The 16,334-nt window shown below is 42.2% G+C and carries 14 protein-coding genes; 2 read left to right on the forward strand and 12 right to left on the reverse strand.

The features are described 5' to 3' along the window. Positions 1-177 precede the first annotated feature (177 nt). The 5 genes from Q0A12_RS01695 to Q0A12_RS01715 all read right to left on the reverse strand — a co-directional run bounded on the left by Q0A12_RS01695 (position 178) and on the right by Q0A12_RS01715 (position 5,929). Positions 178-1,596 (reverse strand): MDR family MFS transporter, encoded by a 1,419-nt coding sequence (locus Q0A12_RS01695; RefSeq protein ID WP_291290990.1) that lies wholly within the window; start codon positions 1,594-1,596, stop codon positions 178-180. After that, complete coding sequence (locus tag Q0A12_RS01700; RefSeq protein ID WP_291290991.1) at positions 1,580-2,035, reverse strand: MarR family transcriptional regulator; 456 nt, start codon at positions 2,033-2,035, stop codon at positions 1,580-1,582. The genes Q0A12_RS01695 and Q0A12_RS01700 overlap by 17 nt, the downstream gene beginning before the upstream one ends. Before the next feature lie 147 nt (positions 2,036-2,182). Then, on the reverse strand, positions 2,183-3,193 hold the full coding sequence (locus tag Q0A12_RS01705) for a tRNA-dihydrouridine synthase (RefSeq protein ID WP_291290992.1): 1,011 nt from the start codon (positions 3,191-3,193) through the stop codon (positions 2,183-2,185). A gap of 111 nt (positions 3,194-3,304) precedes the next feature. Then, the gene (locus tag Q0A12_RS01710) at positions 3,305-4,480 is read right to left on the reverse strand and encodes a multidrug effflux MFS transporter (protein ID WP_291290993.1); all 1,176 of its coding nucleotides are present in this window, start codon (positions 4,478-4,480) and stop codon (positions 3,305-3,307) included. Between the two features lie 399 nt (positions 4,481-4,879). Next, a complete protein-coding gene (locus Q0A12_RS01715; protein WP_291290994.1) occupies positions 4,880-5,929 on the reverse strand; it encodes a LacI family DNA-binding transcriptional regulator in 1,050 nt (349 codons plus the stop codon). Positions 5,930-6,134: 205 nt separating this feature from the next. Between Q0A12_RS01715 and Q0A12_RS01720 the strand changes: the two genes are divergently transcribed. Both Q0A12_RS01720 and Q0A12_RS01725 read left to right on the forward strand, forming a co-directional pair. Continuing rightward, positions 6,135-7,214: an SIS domain-containing protein gene (locus Q0A12_RS01720; protein WP_291290995.1), complete on the forward strand. Its 1,080-nt coding sequence runs from the start codon at positions 6,135-6,137 to the stop codon at positions 7,212-7,214. A gap of 28 nt (positions 7,215-7,242) precedes the next feature. Then, complete coding sequence (locus Q0A12_RS01725) at positions 7,243-9,045, forward strand: glucose PTS transporter subunit IIA (RefSeq protein ID WP_291290996.1); 1,803 nt, start codon at positions 7,243-7,245, stop codon at positions 9,043-9,045. A gap of 316 nt (positions 9,046-9,361) precedes the next feature. Here Q0A12_RS01725 and Q0A12_RS01730 read toward each other — a convergent pair whose 3' ends face one another. From Q0A12_RS01730 to Q0A12_RS01760, 7 genes are all read right to left on the reverse strand, one after another. Continuing rightward, positions 9,362-9,982, reverse strand: a complete 621-nt coding sequence (locus Q0A12_RS01730) for an AAA family ATPase (RefSeq protein ID WP_291290997.1) — start codon at positions 9,980-9,982, stop codon at positions 9,362-9,364. Beyond that, positions 9,979-10,851, reverse strand: coding sequence for a class II fructose-bisphosphate aldolase (locus tag Q0A12_RS01735; RefSeq protein ID WP_291290998.1), 873 nt, complete (start codon positions 10,849-10,851; stop codon positions 9,979-9,981). Before Q0A12_RS01735 ends, Q0A12_RS01730 begins: the two co-directional genes overlap by 4 nt. Positions 10,852-10,876: 25 nt before the next feature. Further along, positions 10,877-11,263: a tetratricopeptide repeat protein gene (locus tag Q0A12_RS01740; protein WP_291290999.1), complete on the reverse strand. Its 387-nt coding sequence runs from the start codon at positions 11,261-11,263 to the stop codon at positions 10,877-10,879. A 20-nt stretch (positions 11,264-11,283) separates the two neighbouring features. Continuing rightward, positions 11,284-12,573 (reverse strand): PTS sugar transporter subunit IIC, encoded by a 1,290-nt coding sequence (locus tag Q0A12_RS01745; RefSeq protein ID WP_291291000.1) that lies wholly within the window; start codon positions 12,571-12,573, stop codon positions 11,284-11,286. A 17-nt stretch (positions 12,574-12,590) separates the two neighbouring features. Next, positions 12,591-12,893: a PTS sugar transporter subunit IIB gene (locus Q0A12_RS01750; protein ID WP_291291001.1), complete on the reverse strand. Its 303-nt coding sequence runs from the start codon at positions 12,891-12,893 to the stop codon at positions 12,591-12,593. Between the two features lie 28 nt (positions 12,894-12,921). Beyond that, complete coding sequence (locus Q0A12_RS01755; RefSeq protein ID WP_291291002.1) at positions 12,922-14,997, reverse strand: PTS sugar transporter subunit IIA; 2,076 nt, start codon at positions 14,995-14,997, stop codon at positions 12,922-12,924. A gap of 298 nt (positions 14,998-15,295) precedes the next feature. Next, positions 15,296-16,334: HAD-IC family P-type ATPase (locus Q0A12_RS01760; RefSeq protein WP_291291003.1), on the reverse strand; the 1,039-nt coding region annotated here is incomplete at its 5' end.

Below are 16,334 nucleotides of genomic sequence, written 5' to 3' on the forward strand. Positions count from 1 at the left end.
ACTGGATCGAAGTGTGAAACTCCGAGAAAGAAGGAGGATTACACGGAAATGGCTTTGCAAAGTTTGGGACATTTCCCCTTATTTCTCGGAGGTACTTCTACTCTCGCCGTTTAGACGTGTTAAGAGCGTGGGACAAAAGTGATTTTTACTTTTGTCCCACGCTCCTTGATTATTGAATTAATTTTCTACTTCTATCAGAACTTCTGTGGGGTCCTTGATCAAAAATAATCCCGTGAATAATAGCAGTCCCGAAGCGACGGTCATGACTAAGAAGGAAACATTCATCCCGTGGAGCAATGCGGCGGAGCCAGTCAATGTATGACTGTTGTGAGCGACGGTGTTCATGATGCCAACAAAAACAGCTGTGCCGATGGCACCCGCGACAGTCCGCAGTGATGTCAATAATGCGGTACCATGAGCAGTCAATTCTGAAGGAATATTTTTATTGCCCCAAGTAACAAAGGGCATCAATAAACAACCCGTGGCGGCACAACGCAAAATATTCAGACAGACCGCCATCCAAATTCCCGTATTCATATGAATAAAAAACATACCAATATTACTTAAAACCAACGAACTACCGCCAATGATCGTTAAGATACGGATACCAACTTTGTCATAGATACGGCCAGCGATAGGACTCAAAAAGGCAGAAACCAACGATCCGGGCAATACCACCAGTCCTGAGATCGTTGCAGATTTTCCAAGAATGGATTGTACATACAAAGGCATCAGCATTGAAGAGCCCATCAAAACGAGATAGAGCAAAATACTCCCAAACACACTTAGCGCATACTCTTTCGTTTTGAGGACCCGCAGATCTAAGAAAGGCACTGCTGCTTTCATTTGGCGGCGGACAAATAAGATGCCGCCAATCAGACCTATGAGCAATGCACCCAATACAGGGAGACTGGCAAAGCCATAGGTTCCGAGATTCCCGAATCCTAATGTGAACCCGCCAAAAGTCACGGCACTGAGTAAAAAGGAGAGCAGATCAAATTTTTTCTTCGTTACATCCAAGACATCTTCAAAGACATTCAATGCCCAAATCAATGAAACAAAAACAATGGCCCCGACAATATAAAAAATCGCGTGCCAATTCAATTTATCCACGATCATTCCCGCCAATGTAGGGGCGATCACTGGTGCAGCAGTGATCGACAACCCATACCAGCCCATGATTGCGCCAATTCGATCCATAGGGTAGATCGTCAATAGAATCACTTGGGCCATTGAAATCAAAATACCATTCCCAATGGCTTGGAGAATACGAGACATCATCATAATAGGAAAATTCGGTGCTAATGCACATAAAACCATGCCAATAAGGGCGATCACTAATGCGGAAAGATACAATTTTTTGGTAGGTACGCGATTCATCAAAAAAGCAGTCAACGGCATGACGATGGCCATGGCTAGTGAATAGCCGCTGGTCAGCCACTGTCCAGTGGTCACAGAAATTTGCAAGTCGGCCACGATAGCCGGTAATGCGGTGGTCAATGCGGTGGATAACATCGTTAGTGCGATACAAGTCAGAATCAGATTAATAAAAATAAATGTTCTTTTACGGTTTGTCAGATTACTCGGTTGGTTCAATAGATTCCGCCTCCATGCGTTGGTAATAAGCTTCAATTTTTTCTAACCCGCGACCAAAGGCTTGTTTTTCTTCTTCTGTTAGATCGGTCAACATATCTTGGTGTGCTTTGCTGCGTTTTTGTTTCATCGCAGCAGCTTCAACTTTTCCTTCTTTCGTTAGTGAGATCAACTGGATCCGTTTATCTTGCGGTGATGTTTCTTTTTTGATCCAGCCTTTTTTCTCCATTTTTTTTATGAGCTCCCCTGCTGATGTCGAGCGGATCGCCAAATAGGCGGCTAAATCTTTCTGATTCAGCGTGCCGCGTTCATCCAAAACCAGCAAACAGTTGAACTGCCCCCGCCCAGGCATGAAGGGACCATATTTTCTTTCAGAATAACGACGATTCAATTTATACACTTCAAAAAACCGTTCAACGATCTTTTGCTCTGAGTAAGACATATGTATTGCTCCTTTTTGCTCATTAAGACCAATTAAATAGGTACCTATTTAACAGACTGTTCTCTATTTTACATAGGTACCTACCTATTGTCAAGGTTCCTTTTACATACAAAAAAAGCACTTCTCTCCCAAGAGAGAAATGCTTGGTTATTTGTGCTCCTCAGTATCTGATACTTCTTCAGACAATGATCCCGCAGCTTTGGTGGCCTGAAACGCCGCTAACAGTTCACGAACTTCATCCGTCGACTTAGTGGTCATTAATTTTGCCCGCAAATCACTCGCCCCAGGAAACCCTTTGACATAAATCTTAAAGAAGCGATGCAAACCAGCGATAGATCGGGGAACCATTGCTGCATAATGGTCTTGCAGATCTAGCTGCAATTGTAGCAGCCCTAATAATTCCTCCGATGTATGTTCTTTAGGTTCTTTCTCAAAAGCATAAGGATTTTTAAAAATGCCCCGTCCGATCATGATCCCGTCTACCCCATACTGTTGGGCCAAAGCCAGCCCTGCTTGTCGATCAGGAATATCGCCATTGATGGTGATCAACGTTTGAGGTGCCACTCGATCACGAATCGCTAGAACTTCCGGGATCAAATCCCAGTGAGCAGGAACTTTGCTCATTTCTTTGCGGGTCCGCAAATGAACAGAAAGATTGGCAATGTCTTGTTGCAACAAGTGAGTGAGCCACGCCTCCATCTCAGCCATTTCCGTGTAACCGATCCGGGTTTTGACACTGACAGGCAAACCACCTGCTTTTGCCGCTTCAATCAATTCTGCCGCCACCTCGGGACGCAAGATCAAACCGCTGCCTTTGCCGCGACCGGCAACATTGGGTACCGGACACCCCATATTGATATCGATCCCTTTAAAGCCCATTTCCGCCATTCCTATACTCATTTGCCGGAAAAATTCCGGCTTATCTCCCCAAATATGGGCAACGATCGGTTGTTCATCTTCTGTGAATGTCAGTCGTCCACGAACACTCTCGATCCCATCTGGATGGCAGTAACTATCTGAATTGGTAAATTCCGTAAAGAAAACATCTGGTGCCCCTGCTGTCTGCACAACATGGCGGAACACGACATCTGTCACATCTTCCATTGGTGCTAAAATAAAAAAAGGCTTCGGTAACTCCGCCCAAAAATTTGTTGTCATGCTTTCCGCTCCATTTCTTAGTGACCGGATCACTTTTTTGATCCAACTTACAAAAACATAGTTATTATACTAGGAATAACCGAAAGAAGCAAAAAGCGAAACCATCTGCACTCATGGTCTCGCTTCTTGTTTCATTACTCGATATAAGCCTAATGCACCGATTTCGCATAAAAAGATCAGTAACGCTAGTGGCAGATAGGTATGACTGCCCATGATCCCCACTAGCGGCGTACAAATGATCCCGATGCTGTACATGCCGATCCCTAAGATCGAGGAAGCGACCCCAGCGTGTTTGCCTTGCCGATCCATGGCTAATGTAGTTACCACCGAATTGACGATCCCTAATGTCGCCACGACTAGAAATAGCCCAATGATCGCTAATGCAATGGAATTTCTGATACCACTCAGCATTACTAGGACACTACCGATAAAGCCGACCACCAAGCCGCTGCCTAACTGTTGGATCAAAGACAATCGTCGCGACAAGATTCCAGAAAGTTCCGCAGTTACAATGATACCGATCCCGTTGATACCATAAAGGACACTATACATCTGATCACTGAGACCATAAACATTTTGGAACATGAAGGATGAACCTGAAATATAACTAAACAATGCACCATAAATAAATCCTTGGATAAGCACCAGTAACACAAAGATGCGGTCAGATAAAACAGCGTGCCAGCCTGATTCCTTTTGCTTGGCGTGGGATTGAGGCTGCAATGTTTCCTGATAGCCAAAAAGGATACCTAGCAATAGCAGTATTCCTAGCCCACCTAAAAAAAGAAAAATCGTTTGCCAAGAAGCCACTGCCAAAATCACACTGCCTAGCAATGGGGAAATGATCGGGAAAATACCGTTCACTGCAATCAGCATCGCAAAAAACTTCGTCAATCGTTCGCCGGTAAATAAATCTTTCGCAATCGCACGGGTCAAAACGATCCCCGCGGAACTAGCGATTCCTTGCAAGAGACGCAAACCTAGGAATAACCAAATATTTTGAACCAATGGTACCAGTAGACAACAAAGGATAGCCACCGCTACTCCTGTTGCGAGCGGTTTTTTCCGTCCAATACGGTCACTAAGTGCACCAATCGCTAATGGTCCTAATGCCAAGCCGATCAGGCACATGGTCAAACTCATCTGCGTGAGAGAAGCACTAATACCTAATTCTTTTTGAATAACTGGAAAAGCCGGTAAATAGGCATCCATCAGTAACGGACCATAGGCGCTCAATGTGCCTAGCAATAAGGAAAGCCAAATGATTCTCCCTTTTGATAACACCATTTTTTCCATCTCCTTTTCACTCTAAAAAACCCACCTCTAGAATACTAGCTGATTCTGTTGGGTTTTTCAATGAGAATTTTTCTTAATTTCAGATTTTTTTAAACAAATAAAACAATTCAACACAAAAAAAGGTCCTTGCCTCCTTCAGCAAGGTACCGATAGCTGCAAAAAATTTTCTGAACAACTCTTTGCCAACACAAACCAACACAAATAAAAGAGCTATGACAACAGACTTGTCACAGCTCTCTTGAGCAACCAGAAACAGCTACTTGTGGCATCAACCGAAAGGACCCAAACGTTTACGAAGTTCTTTTCGGAAATTCTTTCTTCTTGAATCAGAGCAGAGAACTTCTAGCTCTATCCTTTTCCTCTAATTTTCAAAATGAGCCCCCTGCCGATTCAACTAGATTCACCCAAGATCAGTCGAGGATAAATTTTTCGTGATTCGCTAATTTCAGTTCCTTCCATCACACCAATCAAATGTTCGACGGTTAGCGCACTTAAGTCGGTCAAATTGTGATCAATAGACGTAATCCGAGGATTATTAAAGATACTTTCTGAAAAATGTTCACAGCTGGCAACCCCTGTATGTAGATCTCCTACTGTATCCAGCAGCCCCCGCAACACCCCTTGAGCAACGCGGTCGTTGATTGCTATCACCGCATCAAAATCTACTGTTGTCTCCAGTAACTGCAAAACGCCGTCATAGCCGTCTTGGGCATAGAAATTATTATTCACCACCAGTCGGTCATCGAAAGGTAAGTGGTGTTGCTGCAACGTATTCTTAAACGTTGCTAAACGTGCATTTGTGACCCACCCTGAAGGATTTCCACCAATAAAAGCCATTCGCTTAAAACCTTTTTTAATCATGTGCGTCACAAGAAGCTGCGTAACCAACTCTTGATCGCGTTCAATAAAAACGATGGAGGCATTTGATTGGGCTAACTCAGAAATTTGCCGCCCTACAATGATCATGGGAATATTCGCGGCAACATGTTGTACCACCGATAAATATTCTTGATCCAAAGTTACCCGATCAATCAGTCCACCTAATAAGATGACAGCATCAAAATTCTTTTCTTGAATTTGTTTAAAAATAGTTATCTCAATTTCTTTCTTTTTTTCGTCGGTTTGCGAATTTGCCGTTTGCGTATCAAAAAGAGAAAGGGTGTACCCTTTATCGACTAAGTTTTGCTCGATATTTGCAACAAATTGATAGAAATAAGGATTAGTAATATCGGAAACGACCAGCGCAATCATATTTGTCCGTTTTGAAACCATTCCTCTAGCCAACATACTTGGTCGGTAATTGTGTTCTTGGATGATTTTATCGATTTTTTCTTTTGTTTTTTTTGATACACCATGATCATCGTTTATGGCTCGCGAGACAGTGCTAACAGACACACCTGCCATTTTCGCAATATCTTTGATCGTAATCTTAGTATTCATCGTTATCCCCACATTTCTAGAAGTATCTCTACCTATTATGTTTTAAAAAATCTAATCGGTCAATGATCGGCAAGAAATAGATAACGTTTCCTAAAACTTTGCTAAGCAATTAAAAGATACCGAAAAAAATCATTGATTTTAATTATATATAGAGCTATACTAACTTTCGGAAACGTTACCGAAAAACTACGAGGAGGTTTATTCTATGAAACAAGCTATTCCCACAATGATGACCTATATCAATGAGGAACAAGAGATCTTTGAGAAGATTTTGAAAGGGTACCCAGAGAATGTGCCAACGATCAACGGAAAAAACTGGTTGATTTTAGCCACCGGATCCAGTATCAATGCTGCTTTCAGTGCAAAATACTACATCGAAAAAATCACCGATGTCCACATCGCCATTGAAGAGCCATTCAAATTCAATTACTACGAAAAAATGCGCCCAGAAATTGATGTTGTGATTGGGGTTTCTCAAAGCGGCGAAAGTACATCTACGATCAATGCACTTAAAAAAATTAGTCAAGAACACCCAGAAATCACTCGAATCGGATTAACCGGCAAAGTAGACAGTGAATTGGCCACTATCGTTGAAACAGTGATCGATATCGAAAATGGCGAAGAACGAGTGGGCTACGTGACCAAAGGTTTCTCCGCAACGATTTTAAAGTTGATGCTCACAGGCTTAAAAACAGCTGTTCAAGCAAATGAACTCACCCCTGCTCAAGAAGCAAAAGAACTACAAGAGTTTCAGACCGCGATTACACAAGTGCCTACAATCATTTCTAAAACAGAAGCTTTCTTCGACCGCTGGGCTACTCAATTTGTTCAAGCGTCCCGCTTCACAGCACTATGCTGCGGCTCGGCTTTAGGTGCTGCTTTAGAAATGCAGACCAAATTCTGTGAAACTGTCCGAGTTCCTAGTCAAGGGTTGGATATCGAAGTCTTTATGCACGGACCTTATCTGGAAGTCAATCCGAACCATCAGCTATTTTTCATTGAAACAAACTCACCCGTTAACGATCGCTTGCTGCGCTTGCGAGAGTATGAAGCACAGCACGTCAAAAACGCGTATACAGTCACCTTAAATAAAAGCAAGAACGAGCGGACCCTCGGTTTAGATTTGGCTGTGGATGAATACAAAGCACCTTTATTTGTCGTGATTCCATTCCAAATTCTTGCCCATCATATTGCCGAAGCATTAGGCAACAACCTGCCAAAACGGATTTATACCGACTTTGGCGTCGCTATGAGTAGTAAAACAAAGCCTGGTGACTATGCGTAAGCACCCACTTTTTTGAGGAGGAAAAAAAATGTCTAAAAACTATGCCACTATCGCCAACGAGATTCTTGCCAATGTTGGCGGCAAACAAAATATCCAATCGCTAACCCATTGTGCAACACGCCTGCGTTTCACGTTAAAAGATACAGGGCAAGTCAAACAAGAAAAACTCGACCATATGCCGATGGTAATGAAAGCTCTTGCAACAGGCGGCCAGTATCAAGTTGTTATCGGCCCACAAGTCACTGATGTATATGACGAAATCATGGCAATAATTGGCGACAATCTGACGACACATGAAAACGTACCGGAAGAAAAGAAGAAACTATCCGATCGCTTGTTATCGACAATCTCTGCTATTTTTACACCTTATATCAATATTTTAGCTGCGGCAGGTGTCTTAAAAGGGCTTGTTGTCCTGTTGCAAATGACTCAAATCAATGAACAGTCATTTGTCTTTATCGTGCTCAACGCCTTATCATCAGGAGTCTTTACCCTCTTGCCGATTTTCATCGCGATCACTGCTGCCGATAAGTTTAAAGTTAGCCGCTACACAGCAATCGCTTTGGCTGCTGCTTTGATCTTCCCACTAACGTCTGCGGATTTTCCTAGTGAAGTAGCGATCGGCGCATTAACGATTCCCTTAAAAATCTACGGGGGAGCTGTTTTACCAACTGTTTTTGCCGTTTACTTCTTGACTTATGTTGAAAAATGGATGAAAAAAATTATTCCACAAGTTGCTGCACTAGTTTTCGTTCCTACATTCTCTTTGTTGATTACTGGATTCATCGTTTTTGCCATTATTGGCCCAGTTGCTAACTACATTGGGATCGGAATCGCTAATGCATACTCTTGGTTGTATGATTTGAGCCCAACCATCTCTGGTGGACTATTAGCCGGAATCGGTCAATTCTTTGTTATTTTCGGTGTTCATTGGGGCATCATTCCTTTAGGCCAAATCAATACCCAAGTTTTAGGCTATGATACAATCATGGCAATGTTTATGTCTGCTGTTTTTGGACAATTCGGTGCTGTCGTCGGTTCGATCGTGACGGCCAAAAATCGTGATGAACGACAAATCTCAATCTCCGCTGCTGTCTCTGCCTTTTTTGGGATCACAGAACCTGCACTGTATGGGGTAAACGTGAAGAAAAAATATCCCTTTATCGCTGGTTGTATCGGTGCTGCCGTCGGTGGTGCATTGACTGGTTTTTTCCGTGTCAAACTCTATGGATTTGCTCCGGTCCTAAACGTCTTCATGATTGGAATGTTTGATGGTCCTGAATCAAAAATGATTTATGAAATCATCGCCATTGCCGCAACCTTTATCATTGCAGCCGGCTTAACCATCATCATTGGTAAAAGAGAAGCAATGAAAGAGATACTCGCTTCGGATTTGACACTTTTCAATCCAGTACAAGGAAATGTCATCAATTTAGAAAAAGTAAACGATGAAGTCTTTTCAAGTAAAATGATGGGGAACGGGTTTGCTGTCATCCCAGATAATGGCGCTATCTATTCACCAATCGCAGGTACCGTGCAATCCATTTTCCCTACTAAGCATGCAATCGTCATTACTTCTGATTCAGGTTCTGCTTTGATCCACATGGGACTGGATACTGTTTCCTTGAATGGCGAAGGATTTGATATCTTAGTCAGCGAAAATCAACAAGTAACTGAAAAAACACAGCTGGCAACTGTAAACATGAACTTCTTGAAAGAACAAGCTATTGATACTACGATCATCGTGGTCTTCCCTGAAAACAAAGAAATTGCTGTCACTGTGAAAGAAGAAGCACTTCCCGCACAAAAAGCCCTTTCTTTACTAAGTTAACTAGCCGATAATTACTTGCTTTAGAAGAAGTAACGAGGCTGTGGCATAAGTAGCTCAACCAACAAAATAGCTGAAGCATAGGGAGATTGTTCCTCCGATACCCTCGTCGGTTGCGATCTCTCCCCTGAAGAATCACCGTTGCCTTCAAGTAATTTTATTGGAAACTACACCTGTCACAGTTTCGTTTTTTTTAATAAAAAAACGATTGCCTCCTTTTTGCTGAAAATCTCACAAAAAGAAAGCAATACGCGTTGGGTACAACTATCATTGTTGGATGATGAAAAAGTAACGACAGTAACTTAGCGAGCAGTTTTACTTATTCATCGTGCTGGATTTGGTACTCTAACTGATCGAGCAATGGACCATAATCCACTTGCTGATAATCCGTTACATCAAATTCATAGAGCGTTCCCAAAGAAAATTCCGCATACTTTCGTTCATTGATTATTCGTCGGAATTCTTCCTTTGTAATATGATTGGTTCCTAATGAACGGTCTTCTAAAGTATCGCCATAATGATAATGATCCATGATATAACTCAAATGCCGTTCCGGCTCTCGATCTCGCCGGTAGCGTCGTTCCCATAACACTTCAAAATCAGCCGTTAAGCGAATCGTGATCACTTCATACGCATAGGTCTCAGCAAGGTCCCGTAAGCGTCCTTTTTGCTTGTCGCTGAATGGGTACTCCGAAACAATGACTTTTTTCCCCGCTTCCATATATAGCTCTAATGCGTGATAAAAGAATGGGTAGACTTTCCTTCTTTCTTGCTCGGCCCGTTGTGCTAAATTATCAAATCCCACTGAATCAGCATAATACTCTTTGATTTCGTCAATGGTGATCGTATACAGGTCGGGCAACCGTTGCTTTAGTTGCTGCAGGAGATACGTCTTGCCAGTCCCTGGACTGCCAGCTAAAAGAATAAGGTACTTTTTCATTTTACTTTTCCCAATGACGTTGGGCTTTCCACATTCATGAACAAGCCGATTTTATGTTTCACTATTTCTTTGATGGCTTCGTTTGCTGGAATAACATTGTGTCTTAACGACTTATTGATTTCTGTTTCACCAAAAGTCATTTTAGCCGCTTTGGTCCACTGCACCAAAAGTTCGGTTCCAACATTGAACTTGCGGATGCCGTTATTGATCAATTCCGGATAATCTTCTTCTTTGACGCCAGTTCCCCCATGGATCACTAGCGGGACATCTACTAATGCATCAATTTCTTTTAATAAAGGAATATTGACTTCCGTTTTTGATTTGAATTGTCCATGGTTCGTCCCAATGGCAATCGCTAATGCATCCACTCCGGTCTCTTTGACAAAGATCCGTGCATCTTCTGGTTTTGTATAGACTTTGTCATCTTCAGCCACATGGATTCCTTCTTCTGTTCCACCAATCGTTCCCAACTCACCTTCCACCGAGACACCATGCGCATGGGCATATTCCACCACCGCTTTTGTCTTCAAAATGTTTTCTTTAAAGGGTAGATGAGAACCGTCATACATCACAGATGTATAGCCGCTGTCGATGGCTTCTTTGATATCATCAAAATTCCGTGCATGATCCAAATGCAAGACAGCATCAACCATTTCTTCCTCCGCAACAGCTTTCATCACATTCACTAAGACGTTCATTCCAATGTATTTCGCAGTATCGACACTCGTCTGAATAATGATTGGTGCCCCCATTTCTTTGGCAGCGCGCAGCATCGCAGGAAGCATCTCTAAATTGTGGGTATTAAAGGCGCCCACCGTAAAATTCAATTCTTCCGCTGTTTTCGTGACTTCTTTTAACGTTGTATACATAATCAAATCCACCTTATCTTTTTAATTATTTCCCGGCAATCGTAACTTGCTTTGCAATTTGCCGCATGTCATCCATTTTCCCCATATAGTAATCGATCCCTTGATCATCCCCAGCTCGGGCTGCTTCGGCTCGTTTCTGATTGTATAAATGCATCAATTTCTTATAGCCATCGCCAATACTTTTTTGATTTGCTAAACTCTGCTCTAAAAGTTGGATTGCTTGATCGCATTCATTCAAAGCTGCATAGTTGAGACCGGCTTGTTCTAACAGTGCTGCTAATTTTCGTGAATCTTGGGTCACGGCTATTTCTTGATTCAATTGATCGATCTCTCTTTGAAGCTGCTCCATTGTCTCAGGTGCTAACACAGGAACTTCTTTTACTTCCTTCTTCTTGTTAAAAAAACCAAACATCACGTTTCCCTACTTTCCGATTAAAAGGCTTTTAGGATCGGGCTTAAAATCCAGGCATACAAGAGTGCAGCAACCACGGTGTCGACATCCGTTGCGGTGGCATTGACAAAGCCCATTGAATTGAAGATCGTCACAAGTAATGCCGGCAATAAGGTGATGAAAAATCCGTGCGCGATACCACCGATGATCGCACCGCGTCTCCCGCCAACTGCATTGCCAAAGATTCCAGCTGTCCCGCCGGCAAAGAAATTCGTCAACATCCCCGGCAAGATCATGGCTAGTCCGAACATAGGCAATGTGAACATCGCAATTACCGTTCCAATAGTCGTTGTGATAAAGCCTAAGATGACAGCATTTGGACTATAAGGAAAGAATACTGGGCAATCCAGTGCTGGAATCGCATCAGGAACCAGCTTCATTGCGATTCCTCGGAATGCTGGAACAATCTCCCCTAGTAATAAACGGACACCCGCCAACAATACATAAACCCCTACAACAAATTGAATGGCTTGAAGGAAAGCAAACATGATATAGTTTTGTCCGCCAGATAGTTCAGAAGCAAAAGATTCCCCTGCGAATAAAACAGTCACGATATAAAGAGGAACCATCACGACCATCACCGATAGATACGTATCTTGAAGAAATTCAAAATGTGAGGGCAGTTTGATGTCTTCAATTGATTTCTTGTTCTCCCCTCTTTCTCCAAAAAACTTGGCAACACCCGCCTCAAATAAATAGCCGATGGTGCAGAAGTGGCCTAATGCAATATCATCCGAACCGGTTACTTTGCGGATGATCGGTTGTGCGATCGCTGGCATAGCCACAGCGAAAACCGCGCCGACAAAGCCGCCAACTAAGATCAGAACAATCCCCCGTAAGCCAGCGAAATAGCCAAATACCGTGGTCATCGTAGCCATCCATAAAATAGCTTGTCCTGTTAAGAAGATGTATTTCCATTTTGTAAATCGTGCCAGCAAAATATTAAAAACAAAAATAGCTAAGAAAGTTAACGCAATGTCTCTACCTAGACCAAGTTCATTCATTGCTTGACCATTGATGGCTTCAATAGACGGAATAATGCCCTGCATTTGAAACCCTTCGGTAAATATTTGTCCAAAATAAGTTAAGCTCCCGACAATAATGCTGGACCCTGCACTGAGAACTTGAAAACCCAAAAGGGTCTTTAACGTTCCTGAAATGATTTGACCCACAGATTTCTTTTGCAAAATCAGTCCTAACATCGCAATCAATGCAATCGTGATTGAGGCTTGTGTCAAAATATTCTCGATAATAAAATTGATAACGCCCATCTTTTTCCCCTCTTTTCTTAAAGAATGCCCTTTGCTTGTAAAACTGGTGTTAATTTTTCTTCGATTTCTGCTTTAGAAACAATGTTCTTCAAGTACACCATGGCAGTCTGTGGGTCAATGGTGAATTTCTCGAATTGTGTTCGGAAATTTTCTGCCGTGATGATGACATCCGGTTTCATAGAAACCGCCGATGAAATATCACAATGATCCAGTTTGGCGGTCACTCCTAACTTGGTCAAAACATCTTCTGCTGACATCTGTGCTGCAAAACTGCTGCCTAACCCTGCCCCACATACAAATAAAATATTCAGTTTGTTCATCTGTCTTCTCTCCTTCTTTTATCATCACTTAAAAAAGTAATTGCTTAAAACGATCGATAGTTGTACATGCAATCAACTGGTTGAGCTTTGCTTCATCATTAATCAGTTCAATCAGCTCTTTCATGATTGCTAAATGCGAATAGGAATCCACCGCGGCCAAACAAAAAATAATTTTTACTGGATCCATGTCTGGATTGCCAAAATGGATCGGCTGTTCCATGGTCACGACACTAACGCCTAACGAATTGACACCATCCTCCGGCCTTGCATGTGCTAAAGCCAAGTGCTTTCCGATAACGATATATGGTCCATATTCTTCCACTGCCTGGATCATAGCCTGAACATACTGTTCCTCAATAATGTCTTCTTTGATCAACGGTTTGGCAGCAACTTCAATGGCTTCTTGCCAAGTCGATGCATGGGCTTGTATTAAAATATGATTGTCTGTCAGAATATCTTTTAACATTGGCTGGATCTCCCTTTTGTTGATTTCTAAATGATTGTTTTCAAATAATGTCTCTAATTTGGAATAGATCCTGCGATTGACGCGCCCGCCGCTTTCCTCCACTAAAGTCAAAACCTTTGAGAATAAATCCGTTGGCCCATTGCCTCTAGGTTCTAGTCGCTGGCATATTTGATGGCGTTCCAAAAATTCTGATACCATTGCTCGGTTACTGTCTGTCAAAATAGGATCGATCACCAAAAGCGGTTTGTTACTATAAGGCAAATTGAATGTGCTAAAAATCAAATCAACATCCAATTTGTCTACAAGACTGACTTCCTTTGAACTTAATACAGCAACAACTTCGATCTGGGGAAACTTTTCTTTCAAATTTTCTGCCAATAAGTTCCCAGTAGCCATTCCATGATTACAGACGACTACCGACTTGTAGATAGAAGCTAGATCGCGCTTGATCACACTGGCGATCGTCGAGAAGTGGATCACCAGAAAGGCGATTTCATCGTCAATAACTGTTGCTCCAATCACTTCGGCGATCGTTGGCATAAAATGGGTTACCGCCCGATAAATGGGTTCATAGTTCAAACGGATATTTTCTTTCAGTGGGTTCGTGACTTGAATCTTATTCTTGATCCTTACGATCAATGCAGCCATATGCTTATAGAGGTTTTCACACAACGTTTCTTCTTTTAAATGAAAAGGAATGTGCGTTTCTTGTTCCACAAATTGGATCAGTTGAATAGTTAATAACTGTGCCTGCACCCATTCCAGAGAGTTGGATATGTCTCTGGTGTTGAACGTTTCAATCGTAAAACGAATATAATTGCGTTCTACAGGAACGACTGCTAATTGGAATGCCTCAATCACTTGTTCAACAAAGTCGGAAAAGCCGTCTTCTTGGTATTCAATGGTTTTCCAATTTAGTGCCGAAATCAGCTCGTGCTTTTTGATTCGCTGGATCCAAATCCAAGTAAACAACAAAATCTGATTTTTATAGATGTCATCTCCTTGCTTGACGATCGTTCGCGAATAGATGTTTTCCAATCGTTGACTTTCGGTTATGGGAAAATACTTTTGAAAGATTTTTTGCGCAGGATTCGGTTTCTCTTCACCGTTTTCGAAAAAATTGATCCTACCCAAGTTCTGATTGACAAAGTCATAAATCATTGTCCGAATGGCTCGTTCTGGTCCTTTATAAACTAATCCTTGCTTGCCATAACTGACGATTTCGATCCCGTACTTTAATAAATCTGCTCTTAGCCGCCGCATGTCTTCATCCATTGTGCTCTTGGAAATTTGAAAACTGACTTCTTTCCGATTAAGAAAGACTGCTGTTTTTTCATAAGCGATCGATAAGACTAAATCAAACGTCCGCTCTTGGCGATTCAATAAGTCCCCTTGCAAATTATCTAGCTGTGTTCTCACCTTTTGCTGCTCGTTAACTGTCAGGTCTAACAAAAATCCTTGATTACGAATAGTCGTGACCTCAGGAAGCTGCTGTTTTCTCAACCACGTATTGACCTCTAATACTTCCTGACGGATAGTCCGCTGACTCACATTGTATTCTGCAGCTAATTGTTCCGCTTTGATCGGGTATGGAGAAGCGATGAATCGTTGGATCAATTCAACTGTTCTAGTTTTCATTGATGATTATTCCTTTCTAACTTCAGTATATGTTTCCGCTTACAAATAAAAAAGTAGACATTCCTTCCACTTGAACTGGCAGATACCTGTACCTTATTAAGCATATTCCAACATCCTTGTCACTGTCTTTCGTTACTACCACAGAAGAGCTGTTTTAAGTATCGGCTGATGAATCAAAAAAAGCAGGGCCTCTTGTATCGAGGGACCTGCTTTTACACTATTCAAAAAACTCACATTGTTAAAGTTGCTTTCGCCAAGAAAAAGACTTGTCTTCAGTAAATCCATGCCGCGCCATCAGTTAGTCACGAATCGCTTCGTACTGAACGCTGCGCTGTTTCCTATTACGGAACCATTTATCCAGTTCCGTGACTAGCAAAATGACAGCACCGGAAAGGAGAGCGATTCCCCAACCAGCCAGTGATAGATCCGCTGTATGAAAGGCTTGTTGCATAAATGGTACATAGGTCAATGCAACCTGTAACACTACCATCACACCAATGATCAAGAAGGCTTTCGGATTGGTAAAGGACGCTTTCGAAAAAGCAGACTCGTTGGTACGAATATTGAACAAGTAAAAAATCTTGCTTAGCACGACAATGTTGACCATCATGGTACTTGCCACCGTTTGGCTGACCCCCTGCGTCAATAGCCACTCATAGGAAAAGAGACTAATGATTGCCATCAATACCGAAACATAAGCCATTTGCCAGATATCATGATTGTTCAATAATCGGTTCCCAGTTTTACGCGGTTTCCGCTGCATGATGCCTTTTTCTGCCGGTTCAAAAATAAAGGCAAATTGAATCGTGATCGCAGAAACCATATTGATCCACAAAAGCTGAGTGGCTTGCAAAGGCATGTCATTTTGCATCAAAATCGTAAAGGCAATGATTAATCCTTCCGCAAATGAGGTAGGCAGCAAAAATAAAATGCTCTTTTTGATGTTGTCATAGATTCTTCGCCCTTCTTGAATCGCCGAAGCCATGGTACCAAAGTTGTCATCGGTCAAAATCATATCTGCGGAATCTTTGGCGACGTCTGTTCCGCTGATCCCCATCGCGACACCAATATCGGCTCGTTTTAAGGCCGGGGCATCATTGACCCCATCCCCGGTCATAGCTGTCACTTTTCCTTTGGCTTGTAGGGCTTTGATGATGTCCAGCTTATTTTTAGGTGTTGTTCGGGCAAATACTTGATTGTTGATGACCGCTTCTTGGAACGTGCTCTCGTCCATTTCATCCAATTCCGATCCGGTCACTACCTGGATTTCTTTAGCCAATCCTAGCTTTTCGCCTATTGCTTTCGCTGTTAAGGGATGATCTCCAGTGATCATTTTG

The sequence above is a fragment of the Enterococcus sp. genome (genome assembly GCF_022711995.1).
In the GTDB taxonomy this organism is placed as follows: Bacteria; Bacillota; Bacilli; order Lactobacillales; family Enterococcaceae; genus Enterococcus_D.